Origin of the sequence: Pseudomonas gebzensis, from assembly GCF_034427815.1 — a bacterium.
Classification (GTDB): Bacteria; Pseudomonadota; Gammaproteobacteria; order Pseudomonadales; family Pseudomonadaceae; genus Aquipseudomonas.
Window position 1 is genome coordinate 151,108 of the sequence record NZ_JAXQNS010000002.1, and the last position, 21,370, is coordinate 172,477.

General features: G+C 63.6%; 21 protein-coding genes. 12 read left to right on the top strand and 9 right to left on the bottom strand.

The features are described from left to right. Window positions 1–84 precede the first annotated feature (84 nt). Window positions 85–1,479, bottom strand: a complete 1,395-nt coding sequence (locus SJI00_RS04760; protein WP_322460600.1) for a class II fumarate hydratase — start codon at window positions 1,477–1,479, stop codon at window positions 85–87. A gap of 150 nt (window positions 1,480–1,629) precedes the next feature. On the opposite strand from SJI00_RS04760, the gene SJI00_RS04765 reads away from it, so the two are divergent. The 7 genes from SJI00_RS04765 (at window position 1,630) to SJI00_RS04795 (ending at window position 9,409) form a co-directional block, all read left to right on the top strand. After that, window positions 1,630–2,154 carry a DUF2059 domain-containing protein gene (locus SJI00_RS04765; protein ID WP_312936363.1) on the top strand — a complete coding sequence of 175 codons (525 nt, stop codon included), beginning with the start codon at window positions 1,630–1,632 and terminating at the stop codon, window positions 2,152–2,154. 14 nt (window positions 2,155–2,168) lie between these two features. Next, the gene (locus tag SJI00_RS04770; RefSeq protein ID WP_322460601.1) at window positions 2,169–2,465 is read left to right on the top strand and encodes a BolA family protein; all 297 of its coding nucleotides are present in this window, start codon (window positions 2,169–2,171) and stop codon (window positions 2,463–2,465) included. A gap of 139 nt (window positions 2,466–2,604) precedes the next feature. Beyond that, entirely contained in the window at window positions 2,605–3,537 is a 933-nt protein-coding gene (trhO, locus tag SJI00_RS04775) for an oxygen-dependent tRNA uridine(34) hydroxylase TrhO (RefSeq protein WP_322460602.1), read from the top strand. Window positions 3,538–3,540: 3 nt separating this feature from the next. Continuing rightward, a complete protein-coding gene (locus SJI00_RS04780) occupies window positions 3,541–4,173 on the top strand; it encodes a DsbA family protein (protein ID WP_322460603.1) in 633 nt (210 codons plus the stop codon). Continuing rightward, complete coding sequence (locus tag SJI00_RS04785; RefSeq protein ID WP_322460604.1) at window positions 4,166–5,998, top strand: ABC transporter ATP-binding protein; 1,833 nt, start codon at window positions 4,166–4,168, stop codon at window positions 5,996–5,998. Before SJI00_RS04780 ends, SJI00_RS04785 begins: the two co-directional genes overlap by 8 nt. A 129-nt stretch (window positions 5,999–6,127) precedes the next feature. Beyond that, complete coding sequence (locus tag SJI00_RS04790) at window positions 6,128–8,584, top strand: EAL domain-containing protein (protein ID WP_322460605.1); 2,457 nt, start codon at window positions 6,128–6,130, stop codon at window positions 8,582–8,584. 39 nt (window positions 8,585–8,623) lie between these two features. Continuing rightward, on the top strand, window positions 8,624–9,409 hold the full coding sequence (locus SJI00_RS04795) for an iron-containing redox enzyme family protein (RefSeq protein WP_322460606.1): 786 nt from the start codon (window positions 8,624–8,626) through the stop codon (window positions 9,407–9,409). A 6-nt stretch (window positions 9,410–9,415) separates the two neighbouring features. Here SJI00_RS04795 and SJI00_RS04800 read toward each other — a convergent pair whose 3' ends face one another. Beyond that, window positions 9,416–10,285 (bottom strand): DUF6279 family lipoprotein, encoded by an 870-nt coding sequence (locus SJI00_RS04800; RefSeq protein ID WP_322460607.1) that lies wholly within the window; start codon window positions 10,283–10,285, stop codon window positions 9,416–9,418. A gap of 132 nt (window positions 10,286–10,417) precedes the next feature. On the opposite strand from SJI00_RS04800, the gene SJI00_RS04805 reads away from it, so the two are divergent. Then, a complete protein-coding gene (locus SJI00_RS04805) occupies window positions 10,418–11,254 on the top strand; it encodes a CvfB family protein (RefSeq protein ID WP_322460608.1) in 837 nt (278 codons plus the stop codon). Here SJI00_RS04805 and SJI00_RS04810 read toward each other — a convergent pair whose 3' ends face one another. After that, window positions 11,255–11,635: a hypothetical protein gene (locus SJI00_RS04810; RefSeq protein ID WP_322460609.1), complete on the bottom strand. Its 381-nt coding sequence runs from the start codon at window positions 11,633–11,635 to the stop codon at window positions 11,255–11,257. Between the two features lie 184 nt (window positions 11,636–11,819). Between SJI00_RS04810 and SJI00_RS04815 the strand changes: the two genes are divergently transcribed. Both SJI00_RS04815 and SJI00_RS04820 read left to right on the top strand, forming a co-directional pair. Beyond that, window positions 11,820–11,999: a CsbD family protein gene (locus tag SJI00_RS04815; protein ID WP_322460610.1), complete on the top strand. Its 180-nt coding sequence runs from the start codon at window positions 11,820–11,822 to the stop codon at window positions 11,997–11,999. 339 nt (window positions 12,000–12,338) lie between these two features. After that, on the top strand, window positions 12,339–13,331 hold the full coding sequence (locus SJI00_RS04820; protein WP_322460611.1) for a YihY/virulence factor BrkB family protein: 993 nt from the start codon (window positions 12,339–12,341) through the stop codon (window positions 13,329–13,331). 21 nt (window positions 13,332–13,352) lie between these two features. Here the strand turns inward: SJI00_RS04820 and SJI00_RS04825 are convergent, their stop codons facing one another. Beyond that, window positions 13,353–13,766 carry a GNAT family N-acetyltransferase gene (locus SJI00_RS04825; RefSeq protein WP_322460612.1) on the bottom strand — a complete coding sequence of 138 codons (414 nt, stop codon included), beginning with the start codon at window positions 13,764–13,766 and terminating at the stop codon, window positions 13,353–13,355. A gap of 69 nt (window positions 13,767–13,835) precedes the next feature. After that, window positions 13,836–14,147: an Mpo1-like protein gene (locus tag SJI00_RS04830; RefSeq protein ID WP_322460613.1), complete on the bottom strand. Its 312-nt coding sequence runs from the start codon at window positions 14,145–14,147 to the stop codon at window positions 13,836–13,838. Window positions 14,148–14,282: 135 nt separating this feature from the next. On the opposite strand from SJI00_RS04830, the gene SJI00_RS04835 reads away from it, so the two are divergent. After that, the gene (locus SJI00_RS04835) at window positions 14,283–15,323 is read left to right on the top strand and encodes an AraC family transcriptional regulator (protein WP_322460614.1); all 1,041 of its coding nucleotides are present in this window, start codon (window positions 14,283–14,285) and stop codon (window positions 15,321–15,323) included. Here SJI00_RS04835 and SJI00_RS04840 read toward each other — a convergent pair. Next, a complete protein-coding gene (locus SJI00_RS04840; RefSeq protein WP_322460615.1) occupies window positions 15,280–16,734 on the bottom strand; it encodes a TrkH family potassium uptake protein in 1,455 nt (484 codons plus the stop codon). The genes SJI00_RS04835 and SJI00_RS04840 overlap by 44 nt on opposite strands. A 406-nt stretch (window positions 16,735–17,140) precedes the next feature. Between SJI00_RS04840 and SJI00_RS04845 the strand changes: the two genes are divergently transcribed. Beyond that, window positions 17,141–17,695: a nitroreductase family protein gene (locus tag SJI00_RS04845; protein ID WP_322460616.1), complete on the top strand. Its 555-nt coding sequence runs from the start codon at window positions 17,141–17,143 to the stop codon at window positions 17,693–17,695. 153 nt (window positions 17,696–17,848) lie between these two features. Here SJI00_RS04845 and SJI00_RS04850 read toward each other — a convergent pair whose 3' ends face one another. The 3 genes from SJI00_RS04850 to SJI00_RS04860 all read right to left on the bottom strand — a co-directional run bounded on the left by SJI00_RS04850 (window position 17,849) and on the right by SJI00_RS04860 (window position 21,291). After that, entirely contained in the window at window positions 17,849–19,180 is a 1,332-nt protein-coding gene (locus SJI00_RS04850) for a sensor histidine kinase (protein WP_322460617.1), read from the bottom strand. 70 nt (window positions 19,181–19,250) lie between these two features. Then, window positions 19,251–19,664, bottom strand: coding sequence for a Spy/CpxP family protein refolding chaperone (locus SJI00_RS04855; RefSeq protein WP_322460618.1), 414 nt, complete (start codon window positions 19,662–19,664; stop codon window positions 19,251–19,253). Window positions 19,665–20,238: 574 nt separating this feature from the next. Beyond that, window positions 20,239–21,291: a metallophosphoesterase gene (locus SJI00_RS04860; protein ID WP_322460619.1), complete on the bottom strand. Its 1,053-nt coding sequence runs from the start codon at window positions 21,289–21,291 to the stop codon at window positions 20,239–20,241. Between the last annotated feature and the right edge of the window lie 79 nt (window positions 21,292–21,370).

Consider the following 21,370-nt stretch of genomic DNA (forward strand, 5'->3'; position numbering starts at 1 on the left):
GCAGGGTGAAAAGCCACCGGTCTCAAGGGCCGGTGGCTTCAAGTGCAGGGCGCCGCGGCGCTCACTCCGCGTAGCGCGCTGGCCTCAACCCTTGGCCCCTGGCGCGAGCATGCTTTCAGGCCTCACCCATTCATCGAACTGCGCATCGGTCAGGTAGCCCAACGCCAACGCCGACTGGCGCAAGGTCAGCCCTTCGGCGTAGGCCTTCTTGGCGATCTCGGCCGACTTGTCATAGCCGATGTGCGGGTTCAACGCCGTCACCAGCATCAAGCCACGCTCCAGGTGCGCCGCCATCTGCTCGGCATCCGGCTCCAGGCCGGCCACGCAATGCTGCTGGAAGTTGCGCGCACCATCGGCGAGCAGCTCGATTGACTGCAGCAGGTTGTGGATGATCACCGGCTTGAACACGTTGAGCTGCAAATGCCCCTGACTGGCGGCAAAGCCGATGGCGGTGTCGTTGCCGAGCACCTGACAGGCCAGCATCGACAGCGCCTCGCACTGGGTCGGGTTGACCTTGCCGGGCATGATCGAGCTGCCTGGCTCGTTGGCCGGCAAGCGCACTTCGGCAAACCCTGCGCGCGGGCCGGAGCCGAGCAAACGCAAGTCGTTGGCGATTTTCATCAGTGCCACGGCCAGGGTTTTCAAGCCGCCGGCCAGGCTGGTCAGCGGCTCATGGCCGGCCAGGGCGGCGAACTTGTTCGGGGCGGTGATGAAAGGCAGCCCCGACAAGGCCGCGAGCTCAGCGGCAATGGCCTCGGCGAAACCGTGCGGGGCATTGAGCCCAGTGCCCACCGCTGTGCCGCCCTGGGCCAGTTCGCACACCGCCGGCATGCTCGCGCGAATCGCCGTTTGCGCGTAGTCCAGTTGTGCGACGAAGGCCGACAGCTCTTGGCCAAAGGTGATCGGTGTGGCGTCCATCATGTGCGTGCGGCCAGTCTTGACCAGGTCATGATGGCGCGCCGACTGCTCGGCCAACCCGGCCGAGAGTTCCGCCACCGCTGGCAGCAGCTTGCCGTACACCGCCTGGGCGGCAGCGATGTGCATGGCAGTGGGGAAGCAATCGTTGGAACTTTGCGAGCGGTTGACGTGATCGTTGGGGTGCACCGGCGCTTTACCGCCGCGGTCATTGCCGGCCAGCTCGTTGGCCCGTCCGGCAATCACCTCGTTGACGTTCATGTTGCTCTGCGTGCCGCTGCCGGTCTGCCAGACCACCAGCGGAAACTGATCGTCGTGCTTGCCGGCCAACACCTCATCGGCGGCCTGCTCGATCAGTCGGGCAATGTCGGCAGGCAGGTCGCCATTGCGATCATTGACCCGGGCGGCGGCTTTCTTGATCAGCGCCAGGGCGTGCACCACCTCGCGCGGCATGCGCTGCTGGCCGATGGCGAAGTTGATCAGCGAGCGCTGGGTCTGTGCGCCCCAGTAGGCCTGCTCAGGAACTTCGACCTGTCCAAGGCTGTCTGTCTCGATACGGCTCATGCTGCGTTCACTCCTATATAGTGCGACACCGCAGTTTAGGCCCCTCATCGAACGAGCCGTTCCATCGCTCTTCGTGCCACTTGAGCCGCGTGCCATCACAGCGCAGAATGCTCTGCCTCAACATACCCCCGTCCAATTGAAGGAAATGCGATGACCCGTCTCCGCGCCCTCTGTGCCGCCGTCGCCCTGGTTTGTGTCAGTGGCCAGGTACTCGCCGCCACGCCCAGCCATAACGCGGCTGCCGAGAAGTTCCTGACCCTGGCCAATGCCGACAAGCTGGGCACCCCGGTGTACATGCAGGTCCAGCAGATGTTTGCCCAGCGTTTCGAGCAAACCAAGGCGCCGGCCTCGAAGAAGTCGGTGCTCGACAGCTACCAGGCCAAGGCCAACGCTGCGCTGGACAACGCCATCGGCTGGAACAAGCTCAAGCCCAAGATGGTGAGCCTGTACACAGCGACCTTCACCGAGGCCGAGCTCAAGGACCTGGTCAAGTTCTACGAATCGCCCCTGGGCCGCAAAGTGCTGCGTGAAATGCCCAAGGTCACCCAGCAGTCCGCTCAGCTGACCCAGCAGAGCCTGGAGCCTTCGGTGCCGGTGGTGAACAAGCTGCTCGATGACATGACCAAGGAACTGGACCCAAGCTTCGGCAAGTCCGCAGCCCCGGCCAAGAAATAAGCAGGCACGCCGCGATGAACATGCAGCAGCGCATTGAACAGCAGCTGGCCGCGCTGGCCCCGCACCACCTCGAGGTGCTTGACGAAAGCCACATGCACAGCCGTGGCCAGGAAACGCACTACAAGGCGGTGATCGTCAGCGCGCAGTTCGCCGGGCTCAACAGCGTCAAGCGTCACCAGAAGGTCTACGCCACCATGGCCGACCTGATGGGCCAGATCCACGCCCTGGCGATCCACACCTACACCGCCGAGGAGTGGGCCAAGGTCGGCGCAGCGCCGGCCTCGCCGGTGTGTGCCGGCGGCGGGCACTGACGCCGTTTTGCGCATCTGGTAAACTTCGCTGCTTTGCACCAACGCCATCGCCGGGTCTTCCCGGCGATGGCGTTTTCACATATCTCTCGATCGACCCGGTCCGCCCCTTACGAGGGCAACCACCTGGAGAAGCACACGCATGTCCCAAGCTATCGTGGTAGCGGCGCTGTACAAATTCGTCACCCTGGAAGACTACGTCGAGCTGCGCGAGCCACTGCTCGCCTGCATGAACCAGCACGGTGTCAAAGGCACGCTGTTGCTGGCCCTCGAAGGCCTCAACGGCACGGTGTCGGGCAGCCGCCAGGGCATCGACGGCCTGCTCGCCTGGCTGCGCAATGACCCGCGCTTGGTGGATGTCGACCACAAGGAAAGCTACTGCGACGAACAACCGTTCTACCGCACCAAGGTCAAGCTGAAAAAAGAGATCGTCACCTTGGGCGTGCCCGGCGTCGACCCGAACCATTCGGTCGGCACCTATGTCGAGCCCAAGGACTGGAATGCCCTGATCAGCGACCCTGAAGTCCTGCTGATCGACACCCGGAACGACTACGAAGTGGCCATCGGCACCTTCAAGGGCGCCATCGACCCGAAGACCGAGTCGTTCCGCGAATTCCCCGAGTACATCAAAGCCAACTTCGATCCCAGCAAGCACAAGAAGGTGGCGATGTTCTGCACCGGTGGCATCCGCTGCGAAAAAGCCTCCAGCTATATGCTCGGTGAGGGCTTCGAGGCCGTCTATCATCTCAAGGGCGGCATTCTCAAGTACTTCGAGGAGGTGCCGCAGGAAGAAACCCTGTGGGATGGCGACTGCTTCGTGTTCGACAACCGCGTCACCGTGCGCCATGACCTCAGCGAAGGTGAATACGACCAGTGCCATGCCTGCCGCCACCCGATCAATGCCGCCGAGCGCGCGTCCGAGCACTACTCGCCGGGTGTCAGCTGCCCGCACTGCTGGGACAGCCTGAGCGAGAAAACCCGCCGCAGCGCCATCGACCGGCAGAAGCAGATCGAACTGGCCAAGGCGCGCAACCTGCCGCACCCGATCGGTTTCAACTACAAAGCCGAGGCCTGAGCCATGACGGCACGCCTGCTGTACGTGATGGACCCGATGTGCTCGTGGTGCTGGGGCTTTGCCCCGGTGGCCGAGGCGTTGATCGCCCAGGCGGCAGCGGCCGGTGTTGCGACCCACCTGGTGGTCGGCGGCTTGCGCACCGGTAGCAGCCCGCTCGACGCGGCCACCCGGGGTTACATCCTCGAGCACTGGCAGGCGGTCAGCGAGGCCACCGGCCAGGGCTTTGCGTTCGAAGGCGCGATGCCCGATGGCTTCGTCTACGACACCGAGCCTGCCTGTCGCGCGCTGGTCACGGCCCGGCAGCTGGACGCCGAACGCGTCTGGCCGTTGCTCGCCGCGCTGCAATCGGGCTTCTACGAGGGCGGCATGGACATCACCCTTCCGACCGTACTGGTCGAGCTCGCCGAGCAGGCCGGGCTGGACCGCGCGGGCTTTGCCCAGGCGTTGATCCACGAAGACACCCGCGCGGCCACCGCCGCCGATTTCACGTGGGCGCAAGGGCTGGGCATCGCCGGCTTCCCCACCTTGCTGGCCGAGCGCAATGGCCAGTTGGCACTGCTGACCAACGGCTACCAACCCCTGGACTCCCTCTCGCCGCTGCTGGCGCGCTGGCTGCAGCAGGCCACCGGTGCTTGACCTGCCGGGCTCGTCCGAGCCGGTGCCGGGGCGCACCCCTGCGCCTGCCGACCGCCTGAGCTGGAGCGAAATCCGCCGCCTGGCACTGCTGCGTCGCAAGCGCCTGTGGACCGCCAATCTGGTGGCAGTGCTGGCCGCCTGCTGCAGTGTGCCGATCCCGTTGCTGCTGCCACTGCTGGTGGATGAGGTGTTGCTCAACAACGGCGACGCCGCGTTGCGCTGGATGAACCGCCTGCTGCCCGACGCCTGGCAGGTCGCGGCCGGCTACATCGGCCTGATGCTGGCGCTCACCCTGTGCCTGCGCCTGGCCGCTCTGGCCTGCAACGTGGTGCAAGCCAAGCTGTTTGCGGGCCTGGCCAAGGACATCGTCTACCGCTTGCGCATCCGCCTGATCGAACGGCTCAAGCGCATCTCGCTCAAGGAATACGAAAACCTCGGTAGCGGCACGGTTACCACCCACCTGGTCACCGACCTGGATACCCTCGACAAATTCGTGGGCGAAACCCTCAGCCGCTTTCTGGTGGCCATGGTCACCCTCACCGGGGTGGCCGCGATCCTGCTGTGGATGCAGTGGCAACTGGCCCTGTTGATTCTGCTGTTCAACCCGCTGGTGATCTTCTTCACCGTCAAGCTCGGCAAGCGCGTCAAGCACCTGAAGAAGCTGGAAAACGACAGCACCAGCCGTTTCACCCAAGCGCTGGCCGAAACCCTCGACGCCATTCAAGAGATCCGCGCCAGCAACCGCCAGGGCTATTTCCTCGGCCGTCTGGGCCTGCGCGCCAGGGAAGTGCGTGATTTTGCCGTGGCCTCGCAGTGGAAGAGCGATGCCAGCAACCGCGCCAGCGGCTTGTTGTTCCAGTTCGGCATCGATCTGTTCCGCGCCATGGCCATGCTCACCGTGCTGTTCTCGGACTTGTCGATCGGGCAGATGCTCGCGGTGTTCAGCTACCTGTGGTTCATGATTGGCCCGGTGGAGCAGCTGCTCAACCTGCAATACGCCTACTACGCCGCCGGAGGCGCGCTGAGCCGCATCAACGAATTGCTCGCCCGTGGCGACGAGCCTGCCTACCCACCGGCCTGCGATCCCTTTGCCGGTCGCTCCACGGTACCGATCGAGGTGCGTGACCTGAGCTTTGCCTACGGCGACGAACCGGTGCTCGATCACCTCGACCTGAGCATCGCGGCCGGCGAGAAAGTGGCCATCGTCGGCGCCAGCGGCGGCGGCAAGAGCACCCTCGTGCAACTGCTGCTGGGCCTGTACAGCGCCCAGGGCGGCACCATTCGCTATGGCGGCGCCAGCGTGCAGGAGATCGGCCTGGAGACTGTCCGTGAGCAGGTGGCGGTGGTGCTGCAGCACCCCTCGCTGTTCAACGACACCGTGCGCGCCAACCTGACCATGGGCCGCGAATGCACGGACGAGGCCTGCTGGCAGGCGCTGCGCATCGCCCAGCTGGAGGCCACCATCGCTGGCTTACCGGCGGGTCTGGACAGCGTCGTGGGCCGCTCCGGAGTGCGCCTGTCGGGCGGGCAACGCCAGCGCCTGGCTATCGCGCGGATGATTCTCGCCGAGCCCAAGGTGGTGATCCTCGATGAAGCCACCTCGGCGCTGGATGCCGCCACCGAGTACAACCTGCACCAGGCCATGGCGCGCTTTCTCAGTGGTCGCACCACGTTGATCATCGCCCACCGGCTGTCGGCCGTTAAGCAGGCCGATCGCGTGTTGGTGTTTGACGGCGGGCGGGTGGCCGAAGACGGCGCGCATCAGCAACTGATTGCCGATGGCGGGCTCTACGCCAAGTTGTACGGGCATTTACAGCAGAGCTGAGGCTGCGCAGCAGTCCTCGAAGCGCGCGGCAGGCGCTGGTCGAAATCCCCATCGCACCGATGGCAAATGGCCTACGCTGTGCGATGTCAGGCGGATCGCTGCCTCATTTGCTGCCGTAGCAGGAGCTATATGGAAGTAACTCGCACGCAGGGAGCGCCAAAGCTGCTGGGCATCATCTGGCCATTCGTCGCGGTGGTGGTGTTTCAGGTGCTGCTGGGTATCGCCAGCCTGTATGCACTGTCAGCGGTGCGCGCCTACGTGGCGGGCGAAAGCCTGTGGTCCAAGGCGCAGAAAGACGCCATCTATTACCTCAGCCTCTACGCCGAAACCCAAGACCCCTACAGCCTCCAGCGCTATCGCCAGGCCACGGTGATTCCCCAGGGCGACCGTGACATGCGTGCAGCGCTCGACCGCACGCCGCCGGACCTTGAAGCGGCGCGGGACGGCATCCTGCGCGGCGGCAACCACCCCGACGATGTCAACCGCATCATCTGGTTCTACCGTTATTTCAGCGGCCTGAGCTACATGCAGCATGCGGTGGATTACTGGGACACCGGCGACCGCTACCTGAGCCAGCTCGACCTCCTGGCCGAGGACCTGCGCACGCAGATCGCCGCGGGGCCTCTAGGTCCGCAGCAGGTGATGCAGTGGCGGGCCCGCATCGTGGCGCTCAATGAGAGCGTGACGCCGGTGGCCAAGGCCTTCAGCGATGCCCTGGGCGAGGGCTCACGCAAGATCTTGCGACTTCTGCTGATCACCAACCTGGTGACGGCCATCTGTCTGATCATTCTGGCGTGGCGACGCTCGAACAAGCTGCTGGCCCAGCGCCAGGCCTTCGCCGCTGCCTTGCAAGAGGAAAAGGAGCGGGCGCAGGTTACCTTGGCCTCCATCGGGGATGCGGTGATCACCACCGATGTCGAGGGCGGGATCGCCTACATGAATCCGGCTGCCGAGCAACTGACCCATTGGCAGGCCGAGCAGGCCCAGGGGTTGCCCTTGGCAGCCTTGTTCAGCCTGCTCGATGACACCACCGAGCAGGAAAGCCGCAGCCTGGCCGAGCAGATCCTCAGCGGCAGCCTCAAGGCCGGCGCCGAGCATGCACGGCAGGTGCAGCGCCTGGACGGCAGCACCGTGTCGGTGAATCTGGTGGGTTCATCGATCATCACCGACGGTCACATCAGCGGCATCGTCCTGGTGCTGCACGACATGACCCAAGAGCGCCAGTACATCGCCAATCTGTCCTGGCAGGCGACCCACGATGCGCTGACGGGCCTGGCCAACCGGCGTGAGTTCGAGTACCGCCTGGAGCAGATTCTCAACGCCCAGGCGCGACAACCGGGCCGGCATGCGTTGATGTTTCTGGACCTGGACCAGTTCAAGCTGGTCAACGACACCAGCGGCCATGCCGCCGGCGACGAGCTGTTGCGGCACATCTGCGCGGTGCTGCAAAGCGGCCTGCGCGAAGGCGACACCCTGGCCCGCCTGGGTGGCGACGAATTCGGCATCCTCCTGGAAATGTGCCCACCCGAGCACGCCGAGCGCATCGCCGAACAACTGCGCCAAGCGGTGCAGAGCCTGCAGTTCGTGTGGAAGGGCCGGCCGTTCCAGACCACCGTCAGCATCGGCCTGGTCAACATCACGGCGTTGCCGGGCACCCTGGAAGCCTCGCTGCGCGCGGCCGACATGGCGTGCTACATGGCCAAGGAAAAGGGCCGCAACCGGGTGCAGGTCTACCATGCCGATGACACCGAGCTGTCCATGCGTTTCGGCGAAATGGCCTGGATTCAGCGCCTGCACGTGGCGCTCGACGAAAACCGCTTCTGCTTGTACGCCCAGGAAATCGCACCGCTTGGCGCCGCCCAGGGACCGGTGCACCTGGAGATCCTCCTGCGCCTGCGCGACGAAAGCGGCCGGATGATCCTGCCCGACAGCTTCATTCCTGCCGCCGAGCGCTACGGGCTGATCACCGCGCTCGACCGCTGGGTCGTTCTCAATGTCTTCACGCTGATTCGCCAGTGCATGGACAGCGGCCATCGCGGGCCGCTGGCCCTGTGCGCGATCAACCTGTCGGGCGCCAGCATCGGCGACGACAAGTTTCTGGATTACCTGCAGCGGCTGTTCAGCGAATACCGCATCCCGCCGACAATGATCTGCTTCGAGATCACCGAGACCATCGCCATTGCCAACCTGGGCAGTGCGATCCGCTTCATCAATGACCTCAAAGGGCTGGGCTGCCAGTTTTCCCTGGATGATTTCTGCGCCGGCATGTCGTCGTTCGCCTATCTCAAGCACCTGCCGGTGGACTACTTGAAGATCGACGGCAGTTTCGTCAGGGACATGCTTGATGATCCTATCAACCGGGCTATGGTGGAGGTGATCAACCATATTGGTCATGTCATGGGCAAGCGCACCATCGCCGAGTTCGTCGAGACCGCGCAGATCGAGCAGGCCCTTCAGGAGATCGGCGTGGACTACGCCCAGGGCTATTTGATCGAACGTCCGCAGGTGCTCACCTGCGACAGCCTGCAGCGCCAGCGCACGGTGACCCGTTCATCGGTCCAGCGGACCCCGGGCACCTTGCGCTGAGCTGCTTCGTTGCACTCACACGCAAACAAGGAGTTTAAAGTGATCGATGGATTCGTTCGGGTCGGACCTCTCATGGACCCGGCCAGTTATCCCGCCTGGGCCCAGCAACTGATCGAGGCGTGCAGCGAAAGCAAGCGGCGGGTGGTGGAGCATGCCTTCTACCAAGCCCTGCGCGATGGCGGCCTGCGCAGCGCGACCATTCGCCAGTTCCTGATCGGCGGCTGGCCGGTGGTCGAGCAGTTTTCCCTGTACATGGCGCACAACCTGGGCAAGACCCGTTACGGCAGGCACCCCGGTGAAGACATGGCACGGCGCTGGCTGATGCGCAACATTCGTGTCGAGCTCAACCATGCCGATTACTGGGTCAACTGGTGCCATGCCCACGGCGTTCATCTGCACGACCTGCAAGAACAGAACGTGCCCTCGCAGCTCAATGCCCTCAACGACTGGTGTTGGCGGGTATGCACCACCGAGTCGCTAGCCATCGCCATGGCGGCCACCAACTACGCCATCGAAGGCGCCACCGGCGAATGGTCAGCCGTGGTCTGCCAGGACGGCCTGTACGCCGAGGGTTTCCCGGAAGACACCCGCAAACGCGCCATGAAGTGGCTGAAAATGCACGCCCAGTACGACGATGCCCACCCATGGGAGGCGCTGGAAATCATCTGCACGCTGGTGGGTGAGAACCCGGCGCCGGCGCTGCGCGTCGAACTGCGCAAAGCGGTGTGCAAGAGCTACGACTGCATGTTCCAGTTCCTGGAGTGCTGCATGCAGCTTGAGGCGCAACAGCGCAGCAAGGTCAGGCCGGCGCTGGCGGCCGGCTGATCGGGGTTACGGCTTCAGGCACTTCAATGCGCTGAACTCCTGACGCACCTTGTCCAGTTGCTGGGCAAGGGTCTGGCGCTGCTGTGGCGTACTGCTTGCCAGCAGGTCGACGATCAGGCTGCGCGCCTGTTGCTCGGTGTTCTCGAAGGCCGCGCGGTACTGCGGCGTCCACAGGCTTTCCTTGTGTTGCAGCAACTGCGCCAGACGCGGCTCGAAGTCGGCAGCGTGACGGTGTTCGACGACGGCCACCAGTTGTTGCTGCCAGTGTTCGCGATTGGCGATCCACAGGCGGTTCTGATCGCCCAGCGCGGCCGACCACTGCCCTACGCGAGTGCGCTGCGTGGGGCTGAGGGTGCCCAGCCAGGGCTTGAGACGTTTTTCCATGCGCTTGGCCCGTTCCTGGGTCTGCCGGGCCAGCGGGGTTTCGACGTACTCGGCCCGGCGCGTGCGAATGTCGTCGGCGAACGCCTGGCGCATCTCGGTCACCTGACTGTCGCTCATGCCGCGCAGCAGTTCGGCGGCCGAGGGCGTCACGGCATCGGCCACCCGAGCAATGGCTTCGCGCGCCTGCGCGGTGCGCTGCTGCAGTGCTTGGTCGGTCACTTGATCATCGATCACCAACTGACGCAAACCGGCCAGCCAGTCCAGGTAGCCGGGCAGTTGCGTCTGGCAGTGCCAGGCCAACTGCTGTTTCAGGCGTTGGTCGAGCCAGCTCTTCTGCTCGCGGTTCATGTTCAGGTAGTCGCCCAGCGACCAGGGCACCAGCACGTCGAGGTTGCGGTAAGCCAGGTCGATGCGCGTGCAGGCGTTGAGCGTCAGCACGCAGGCGAGGGCGAACAGGGTCGTGCGCAGAAGCTTGGCCAGGCAGATGGGCATGAGCGAGTCCTTGCTGTGGCGGGTCTGGGTGTAGACGCAGCGCCCGGCCGTCGGTTCCGGCGGGTATGGGCTGGGGCGGTGGACGGGGTAGCGGTGGTAGACTGCGACCCTGGTCACGAGGATTTCTGGAAAATGGCTTTGCTTGGGCGCTTCAACAGTTTGCAAATCGTTAAACACACCGACTTCGGCCTGTACCTGGACGGCGGGCCCGATGGCGAAATTCTTTTGCCGCGGCGCTACATCCCCAAGGATACGCCGACCGAGGTGGAAGACTGGCTCAACGTGTTCCTTTACCTCGACAGCGAAGATTTGCTGATCGCCACCACCGAAAAGCCCAAGGTGCAGGTGGGCGAATTCGCCAGTCTCAAGGTCAAGGACATCAACGGTGCCGGCATCTTCCTCGACTGGGGCCTGTCCAAGGACCTGCTGATGCCGTACTCGGAAGAATCACGGCCGCTGAAGATCGGCGACTACTGCGTGGTGCATGCCTATCTGGACAAGCGCACCCGGCGCATCACCGCCACCGCGCGCCTGGACCGCTACCTCGACATCACCCCCGCCAACTACCAGGCCGGCCAGCCGGTCGAACTGCTGGTCGCCGGTGAAACGCCGATGGGCTTCAAGGCCATCATCAACCATCGCCACTGGGGCCTGATTCACAAGAACGAGGTATTCAAGTTCCTGCGCTCGGGCATGCAAGAGAAGGGCTTCATCAAGGAAGTGCGCCGCGACGGCAAGATTGCCCTGAGCCTGCAGCCGGTGGGCGAGTCGCTGGGCGATGGCCTGCAAGCACAGATCATGGACCGTCTCGCAGCGGCGGGCGGCACACTGGCGGTGTGCGACAAGAGCGATCCGCAGGTGATCACGCAGATGTTCAGTGTCAGCAAGGGCAACTTCAAGAAGGCGATTGGCGCCTTGTTCAAGCAGGGCTTGATCGTCATCCATGACGATCGCATCGAGAAGGCCTGATCAGGCCTGCGCGAAGGTGCTGAAGTCCAGCTGTTCCCCGCCCGGGCGAGTGTCGCGCAGCAGCGAGTCACGGTCGGCGCTGAGCGCCAGGCTGATGGTCGAGCGGCGCTTGCCGGGGTGGCGGATTTCCACCTGCTCCTGGTGAGCGCGGAGGAAGTTGATCGGCACTTTCAGGTGTTGCAGCTCGTCACTGGCAGGGGTATGCAGCAGCAGGTTGACCCAGTCTGGTTGGCCCTTGCGCAGCAGCCCTACGGGTACTTCGAACCACCACAGGTTGCGTTTGCCGTCGAGAATGGCGAACAAGGTGTTGTCACGGGTCAGCACCGGGCGATTGAGCGCGGCGTTGCGCCGCTCGATGGCGGCGGGTTTATCGAGTTTCATGCAGGTTCCTGCGCGTTGACACTTCAGAGAGCCGGCATTGTGCGGGGCGCAGGCGATAGCGGCAAGGCGTCAGCCGGTGCAGTGGCTGAAGGATGGGATGAAAAAAACTTGAAACCTTTGCCGAAAGTGCCCGGTCCACAGATTGTCGGCACGGTTGACGTGTCTTTATCTCTGGAGATCTGCCATGAGCGGTACTGGTGACAAAATCAAAGGCGCGGCTAACGAAGTGGTCGGCAAAGGCAAGCAAGCAGTAGGCAAGGCCACCGACAATGACAAGCTCAGAGCCGAAGGCGCTGCCCAGGAAGTGAAGGGCGAAGTGCAGAAGAAAGTCGGTGATGTGAAAGACGCGGTCAAAAAACCGTAATCTTCCAGCTTGGCTAGGAGGGGTTGCCTGGCGGCTTCTGTCTAGTCAGCTGAGAAGAGTTGGAATCCATTGGGGCTGCCGTGCAGCCCATCGCGGCCAAAGCCGCTCCTGCAGATTGCGTATCTTGTCGGAGTGGCGTTGGCCACGATGGGCGGCAAGGCGGCCCCAATCGTTTAAGTGACTGGCATCACGCAGGCTGGAGCTTTTTCCCTGTCCGCTGCCTGACTGCACCACATTTACATGAGCACTTACAGCCTGGACGCTGTCCACTGGAGTGGTTGTTTCTTATCAGGCCATCAGTGGGTCTGCCTCGATGATCAAGCGGCGAAAGGAGACGCTATGATTTTCCCTGTCCTGCAAGGCCTGCCCCTGCACCGTGTACTTGTGCGAACCGTCAGTGAGTTCATCGACGATGAAATGTCGACCTACGCCTCGGCACTGGCGTATCAGATGCTGTTTTCCCTGTTTCCCTTCCTGCTGTTCCTGATTGCCCTGATTGGTTTCCTGCACCTGCCGGATTTCTTTTCCTGGTTGCGTCTGCAAGCTGAATACGTCTTGCCGCCGCAGGCGCTGGAGTCGGTCAACCCGGTGATCGACCAGCTTCAGCAGTCCAAGGGCGGCCTGGTATCGGTCGGTATCGTCATCGCGCTGTGGACCGCCTCTGCGGGTGTGCGCTTGATGATGAGCGCCATGAACGCCGCCTACGATGTACCGGAAGGCCGGCCGGTCTGGAAACGCATTCCGCTGTCGATCTTCTACACCATCGGCATTGCCGGCATGCTGCTCTCGGTCGCCGCATTGATGGTGCTCGGGCCGCAGGTCATGGAGTGGATCGCGGCGCAGATCGGTATGCAAGAGATTGTCGTCACCCTGTGGACCATCCTGCGCTGGCCGGCCATCATCGTGCTGATGATGGTGGCGGTGGCGGTGACGTACTACGTGATGCCCGACGTTAAACAGAAGTTTCGCTTCATCACGCCAGGCTCGGTGCTGGCCGTGGTGGTGTGGATCATCGCCTCGCTGGGCTTTGCCTATTACGTCAAGACATTTGCGGACTACAACGCCATGTACGGCAGCATCGGGGCGATCATCGTGCTGTTGTTGTACTTTTACATTTCTTCGGCTGTCTTGCTGCTGGGCGCGGAGATGAATGCGGTGATCGAACACATGTCTGCAGAAGGCAAGGACCCTGGCGAGAAGGAGTTCGACGAGGGCAAGGACGGCGAGACCATCAGTATTCTGGGCCACACCCATGCCGTCGACGAAAAAGCCGCGGCCAATGCCCAAGCCAAGGCCGATACCCCTGTCGAGCCTCAACCACGCACGTCCTGAAACGGGCCTGCCGCGCGTGACCTATCGCGGGTCGCGCTGCAGCGCCACCAGCGCCTTGCTGCGCTGGTAGCGTTGCAGGCGACTGCCCAACGCCTGCGGCAGCGCCGCTGCCATGCTGAACCCCAGCTGTTCGTAGAATTCTGCCAAGGCTGGCTCACAGAACAGCCAGACCGGGCCGTGGACGCTCGCCAGCGCCGCCTCGATCAGCGCAGCGGCCACCCCTTGGCCGCGCTCGGCCGGGGCCACAAACAGACTGGTCAGCCAGTGGCCCTGGTCGATGGGCGTCAAGCACATCCCGCCGATGATCGCATCCCTGCGCGCCACCCACAGCGCTGCTTCCCCGGAAGGCTTCATGCGCGAGTGATACTGGCGGTAGAACAGCTGCAGGAGTCGGCGCTGGGCCGCCGGAAGTGCGTGGCAGTGGTAATCAGGCATGTCGCGAGGGGCTCTAGGGACGCAGTCGATCTGCGCCGCAGCCTAGCGGTCGAGTATCCGCTTGGCCAGTCAAAGGCTCACTTTGCCGCGCAAGATGTCACGGAACATCGCGAAATCCCCGATCAGGCTATAGAACGGATAAGTAAACGTGGCCGGGCGGTTCTTTTCGAAAAAGAAGTGCCCGGCCCAGGCAAATCCATACCCGGCCAACGGTACAGCGAGCAACAGCAGCCAGTTGCCGCTGCCAATGCTGTAGGCCAGCAAGGCGATCACCAGTGCCGTGCCGACAAAGTGCAGGCGCCTGCACGTTGGATCATTGTGTTCGCCCAGGTAATAGGGATAGAACTCGGCAAAGCTGCGAAATTGCGCGGGACGGTTCACTATCGCACTCCTTGCAAACAGCGATGGGCGGCATGGCGGATGAATCGAGTCTAGAGTCATTGCTCATTGGGGCCAGTGACAATAAGCGCCAATTGAGTATCCTTTGAAATCATCGTCACCGTGGTCAGAACACGTATGAGTGAGAGAACCACATCTGCCAGTTGGGCATCCGGCATCGTCAAAGCGCTGGAACTCGAAGGGCTCGACTGCCCGGCCATGTTCAGCAGGCTGGGCCTGGACTTCGCCGCGCTGGACGACCCTGACGCACGTTTCCCTCAGGACGACATGACCCGCTTGTGGCAACTGGCGCAGCAACTGTCGGGCAATCAGGCCATCGGCCTGAACATGGCAAGGGTGGTACGTCCCGCCTCGTTTCATGTGGTCGGCTACGCCTTGATGTCGAGCCGCACCCTGGCCGAAGGTTTCGACCGGCTCGTGCGCTACCAGCGCATAATCGCCGAGAGCTCCGACCTCAGCTTCACCCTCGGCCCGCAGGGCTACACGCTGATGCTGACCGTCCACGGCGATCATCTTGTCCCCACCCGGCACAGCGCCGAAGCTTCGCTGGCCTGCGCGTTGTCGTTGTGCCGCTGGCTCAGTGGTCGACCGATCGTGCCGCGCCAGGTCCGGGTGCTGGGGCCGCAGCCTCAGGATGTCGAACCTTACAAGGCAGCGTTTCATGCACCGTTGGTGTTTGGCGCCGAGCACGACGCGCTGGTGTTCGACCGGCTCGACATGGAGCTGCCGCTGCCCACTGCAAACGAGGCCATGGCGGTACTCCACGACCGTTTCGCTGGCGAATACCTGACCCGTTTTTCCGGCAGCCGCGTCACCCATCGGGTACGCCAGGTGCTGTGCCGCATCCTGCCCCAGGGTGAGCCCAAGCGCGAAACCCTGGCGCAGGCCTTGCACCTGTCACAGCGCACCTTGCAGCGGCGTTTGCAGGAAGAGGGCACCAGCTTCCAGGCGCTGCTGGATGACACCCGTCGTGAGCTGGCCGAGCAGTACCTGGCGCAGCCGAACACTACCTTGCTGGAAACCGCCTACCTGCTGGGGTTTGCCGACCCCAGCAACTTCTATCGGGCCTTTCGTCGCTGGTTCCAGCTGACCCCGAGCGAATACCGCGCCCGGGTCAATGACGCCAGAACGCCGGCATGCACAACACCAGCACGGTAATGATCTCCAGCCGCCCGAGCAGCATGCCGCCGGCCAGGATCCACTTGGCGGCGTCCGGCAGGCTGGCGTAGTTGCCGGCCGGCCCGATCACATCGCCCAGGCCAGGGCCGACCCCCGACACCGTACCTGCAGCGCCCGTCAGTGCGGTCATCCAGTCGACGCCCAGCAGCGACAGCAGCAGGGCGATGAAACCGATGGTGAAGCCGAAGAAGAACGAGAACGTAAGGATCGAGCGAACGATCTCTTCGTCCAGGCGATGGCCGTTGTACTTCTGCTTGATCACCGCACGGGGGTGGATCAGCTGGTTGAGGTTGGCCTTGAGCAGGATGTACGCCACCTGAAAGCGGAAGATCTTGATGCCGCCAGCGGTCGAGCCTGAGCAACCGCCGATAAAACCCAGGTAGAAGAACAGCATCAGTGAAAAATTGCCCCACAGGCTGTAGTCGCCCAGGGCAAAGCCCGTGGTGGTGACGATCGAGGTCACGTTCAGCGCCACGTGGCGCAGGGCGTCGAGCCAGTGCAGGTTGGTGGTGGCCCAGTACCAGGTGCCGAGCACGATCCAGGTGACCACCAGCAAACCCAGAAGCCCTTGAACCTGCTGGTCGCGAATCAGCGCACCGCGGTTACCGCGCAAGGTCGCCACATACAGGGTGAACGGCAGGCTGCCGCAGATCATCACCACCACCGCGACCCAGTGCACGGCCGGGATGTCCCATTTGGCCAGGGACTGGTCGGAGGTGGAGAAGCCACCTGTGGAAATCGCCGACATGGCGTGGTTGATGCCATCGAACAGGCTCATGCCGGCCCACCAGAACGCCAGGCTGCCGAGCACGGTGATGCCCACATAGACCAGCACGATTGACTTGGCGACCATGTGCGAGCGTGGCATCACCTTCTCGGAACGGTCCGAAGACTCGGTCTGGAACAGGCGCATGCCGCCGATGCGCAGCAGCGGCAGGATCGCCACCGCCATGGCGATGAAGCCGATCCCGCCCAGCCAGTGCAGCATCGAGCGCCACATCAGAATGCCGGGCGAGAGGTTATCCAGCCCGCTGAGTACCGTGGCGCCGGTCGCGGTTATGCCCGACATGCTTTCAAAAAAGGCGTTGGTGTAACTGATGTGCTGCGTGAGCAGAAATGGCAGCGCGGCGAAGATGCACACCACCACCCAACTGCTGACCGTCAGCAAATACATGTCGCGCGGGCGCAGATGCACGTGCTCGGGGCGGCCGGGCAGGATCAGCGTCACGCCGGCAATGAAGGTGATCAGGCTCGACCAGAGGAACGAGGGCAGGTCGTGAGTGCGCTCGAACAGCACCAGGGTGGCCATGGGCACGACCATGCTCACCGCCAGGGTGATGAGAAAGATGCCGATGATGAAACCCAGGATTCTTAAGGTCGGCAACGCCATGTGATGAGCTCGGGGGTCGAATCGAAGGGCGCCATTCTACCTACGGCTCGGTTTAAGTAAACGCTGGAGCGGTTTGGCGGGGCTAGGGGCCGAGTGGGCGCGGCCGGTTAGCCGCGATGACGGCGGCGCAGCCGTCCTGACTTAGGCGACGCGTAGCGCCAGGCAAGATGCGACTGCCGCCCTTGGGGCTGCTGCGCAGCCCATCGCGGCAGTAGCCGCTCCAGGTCCGCGCGAGGCGGATGAAAGCCTTTTGATAGACGCGTGCGCTGGTGCGAGCAGCCGGCCCATGACCACGTTGTCTGCTGGGGCTGATCAGCAAGGGCGAATCCCCCACGCTTCGCGTGGATGAATTTTCGGCAGGCGCTGGTGCAGAATGCCTGCACATTCCTTGACCCAGAGGTGGCCGATGGAGGCTCTCGACGCTTTGCTCAACCGCGTGTCCGTAGCGCGCCTGACTGACCCTGCGCCCAATGCGGCTCAGCGCGAAGCGCTGTTCCAGGCAGCCCTGCGCGCGCCCGATCATGGCCAGTTGCGGCCGTGGCGGTTCCTCACCATCGAAGGCCAGGCGCGCGAAGCCTTGGGTGAGCTGTTCGCTCAGGCGGTTCAGGCCAAGGGTGAGCAGGGCCCGGAAAAACTCGACAAGGCCCGCGCCATGCCGCTGCGCGCGCCGCTGCTGATCGTGGTCATTGCCACCTTGCACGAGCATCCCAAGGTGCCGGCGTATGAGCAGCGCCTGGCTGCGGGGTGCGCAGCCCATGGCTTGCTGCTGGCCGCCCACGCGCAAGGGATCGGGGCGGTGTGGCGTACCGGTGATCTGGCCTATGACGCCCATGTTCAGCAAGGCCTGGGCTTGGCTACCAATGAGGAGGTGATCGGCTACATGTACGTCGGCACGCCTGCCAAAGAGCCCCGCGATGCGCCGGTGCTGCAGACCCAGGACTTCGTGCAGGCCTGGGGCTGATTGCTGCGGGCGCGCAGGACCTGACGTCCCGCGCGCGTCAGCCGGCCAGCGTCGTGGTCGGCAGCTCCAGGCTCGCCCGTCAGCCGGCCAGCGCTGTGGTCGGCAGCTCCAGGCTCGCCCGTCAGTCGTGGTCGGCTGCTCCAGCCGCGCCCGTCAGCCGTCTACCAACGTGCTTGGCAGCTCCAGCCGCGCTTCAAATCCGCCCTGTTGATGGTTGCCCAGCACCAGCACCCCACCATGGCGCTCGACCGCCTTGCGTGCGATGGCCAGCCCCAATCCATGCCCCGAGGCTTGCTGCCCCGGCGCGCGGAAGAAGGGTTCGCCCAGTTGCGCCAGGTGCTCGGCAGCCACGCCCGGGCCGTGGTCGCGCACAGTGACGATGATCCGCTCCTGCTCGCGCAAGGCCTGCAGCTCGATGGGCTGGCCGGGCGGGTTGAAGCGCAAGGCATTGCGCAGCAGGTTGTCCAGCGCACGCTCGATCAGCGTGGGCCAGCCTTGCAGTGCCAGGCCGGGTTCGGTTTCCAGGCGAATGTCCTGTTCGGCGTCGTTGAGCTGCGCGTCCTTGCGCACACTGCCCAGCAGGGCGTTGAGGTCGACCGGTTCGGCGTGTGCCTGCTCGGCGTCGACCCGGGCCAGTTCGAGGATTTCACTGATCAGGTCTTCCAGGCGATCGCACTCGCGCGTCAGCCGTGGCCACAGCGCCTGGCGTTGTTCGGCGTTGGCCCGTTCGGCCAGCGCCAAGGCCACGCGCAGCCGCGCCAAGGGCGAGCGCAGTTCGTGGGAGACATCGCGCAGCAGCTGGCGCTGGCTGCCGATCATGCTCTGCAAGCGGGCGCCCATCTTGTTGAAGTCGTTGGCCAGCACGCCGAACTCATCGCGTCGGCCGGCCAGGCGCGCCAGGCTGTTCTGCTGATAGCTGGTCTGGCCCAAGTCATGCACCGCACCGCGCAAGCGGCTCAGTGGACGGGTGATGGAGAGGGTCACCAGCAGGCTGAACAAGGTCAGTACCACCAGCGCGATGCCCAAGGCGCTGAGCGGCCAGAGCAGGCTGTCGCGGTGCCAGGCGTCGAGTTCCGGGTGCGCAATGCGGTAGATCAGCAAGTAGGTTTCGCCCGTGGTCGGGCTGATGAATTCCTGGGTCAGACGGCGCCAGGGCAGGCGCCTGTCGTCATTCTGCTGGCGTGCCTCGAAGTCGGCGGCGCGACGCGGAAAGGTGCCGGGCACGACCGCCTCGCCGCTGTCGTTGAGCACCTGCACGTCGATCTTGTAACGCTGCTTGCGCTGTTCCAGAAAGCGCTGCGCCGGCGCCACGCCTTGCTGCTCGTAGCGTGTGGTCCACTCTTGGGCCAGGTTGCTCAGGCCGGGGTGACGACTGAGAATCCAGGCGTCTTGATTGAGCACGTGCCCCATCAGAATCGACAGCCCGGCTACCAGAGCGATGGCCAGCCAGAAGCTGGCCAGAATACGCCAGAACAGGGATCGCAAGGCGAGCACCTCCCATCAACGAGAAAAACCCGGCCCGCATAAGCGCGGGCCGGGCACAGAAGCCGACAGCTTACTGGGCCTTTTTGGCTTTTTCAGCTTTCCAGGTCTGGAATTCCTGCCATTCGGCGGCACGGGCGTCACGTGCTTTCTGCAGTTCGTCGAAACGCTTCTGCTGCTCGGGCTTGAGCAGGCCGCGAATCTCCGATTGGGTTTTCTCGCGGCTGGCCTTGGCTTCCTTGTCCATCGCCGTTTTTTCGGCGGCGGGCAGCTTGTCCAGGTAGCGCTCGTGGATCTCGCGGTCGGCGCGGCGTTGCTGATCCATCAACTGATCGACCTGCTGGCGCTGTTCGCGGGTCAGGTCCAGTTGCGCGAAGGGGCCTCCACGGTGCGGGCCATCGTGACGTGGGCCTCCTTCAGGTGGCATGGCCATGGCCACGGTCGGCAAGGTGGCGGCGAACAGCAGGGCGGTGAGGGTCTTGCGCATGGTGTATCTCCTGTCATGGACCGGCGATTACCGGATGAGCCCAGTCTAGGGAGATGAAAGTCAAAGGCCGTCAGGGGAGGGTAAAGGCAGGGTAAAGAGAGGCAGCGCGTTGCTGATGCTGTTTCCCTGGACACCCGTCGCTGTAGTGCTCGATTAGTCCCGGACACGGTTTTGAGTTGTTCTTCGGTTTTTGCCGGAGCCGCTCGCTCGTTGAACTGCTGAGGTCGGGTCCAGGTACAGTCGCTCATCAGGTACTGGCTAATGGCTCGTTGAGCTTGCTGCCCAGCCGTGGTCTGGGGGCGCCTGCTCTGGCGCGGGCAGTAGCGCCACAGTTCCTGACGGAGCTGAGGGCGGCGGTGCGTAGGGCGTTTCGAATCGGAGAGAGGCCGCTCGGTGCATAAGTCCACGGTAAAACGCCGCAGTGCAACGGCCAGGCGTTGCGAGGCGCTCGAACCGAGCTTTCGAGCGTGAATCGTCAAGCCAGGCCTGGTGCGCAGTCAGCACGCTGGACGTGGGTTGGGAGCGGCCTGAAAAACCTCCACGGCCTCGAGGCTGACTGTGCCGTACAACCCGCTCAACCCAGCAATCGTCGAAGAAGCCCCTCGACTTGGGTGTTCTTGTGCCTGGCACATAGCGCGTCGAGCCGGGCGCTGCGATGCTTTTCGTTCACAAGGCTCAGACCATGCAGCGCGTTGATCAGCCGCTGTTGTTCATCAACGCCTTCGTGAACGTGGTGCCACATCGAAGTGATCCGCTTCACCATGAGCGTCAGCTCTGCGGCCAGGACCTGTGCCTCGCTGAGCTCGTTAGCGTCCACCGTCGACTTGAGAGCCCCGGCACACTGCTCAAGCGCTTGGAGCCGATCGCTCAGGCATTCGGCCTGCTCGATCGATGCGGCAATGCCGTCAACGAAGACCTTGTCATCCTGAACACTGAAAATGGCCAGAGAGCCATCGACACCACCGGTGATGTCCAGCGCCAGCACATTGCCTAATCTCAGCGGCTGCGGCGTCCACGTATGCCCGGTGCAGACGCGCCACACGCCCGGCACGCCTTGACGATGGTGCTCAACGATCCGATCTCGCCCCCACAGGGCGATTTCCTCGATCGCAGGCTCGCCGAGTTGCTCGACGAAGGTCGGCCAGGTCATGCCCGCCGGCACATCGGCGTGCACCACACCGACGACGCCCTGGTCCGACTCGAGCTCTATGACGATCGGCAGGCTCCGGAGCTTGTCGATGATCATCGCCTTGGACTCATCAGCGATCGTCATCCACCAGCCAGCGCCATGCGCCGAATAGCGAGCCTCTGGATTGGCTTCATAAGCGTCGATCAGCATTCGCTCGTGGTTGCCAAGCACGCTGAAAAACCAGGGCTCGCCCAGCAGTTTCAGCCCATCCAGAACACCACGCCCGCGGTCGATCAGATCACCCACGGCGATCAGCCGATCCTTGGCTTTATCGAAGCCCAACGCGTGCAGGCCGCGGTGCAGCTCTGTGGTCTTGAAGTGGATGTCTCCGACCACGAAGTCACGGCCGTGGCGATTTCTGGGGAGCTGAAGCACCTTGGAATTCATGGGGTAGGCTGCATCTCCGATCCCTTTGCCAGTCTGGTTGGAACCGTCCATTTTCCACCTGTCATGCGCAGACGTCGAGGAAAACTGCCGCTTAACCTTGCCCCGCACACACGACATGATCCTCTGGCTG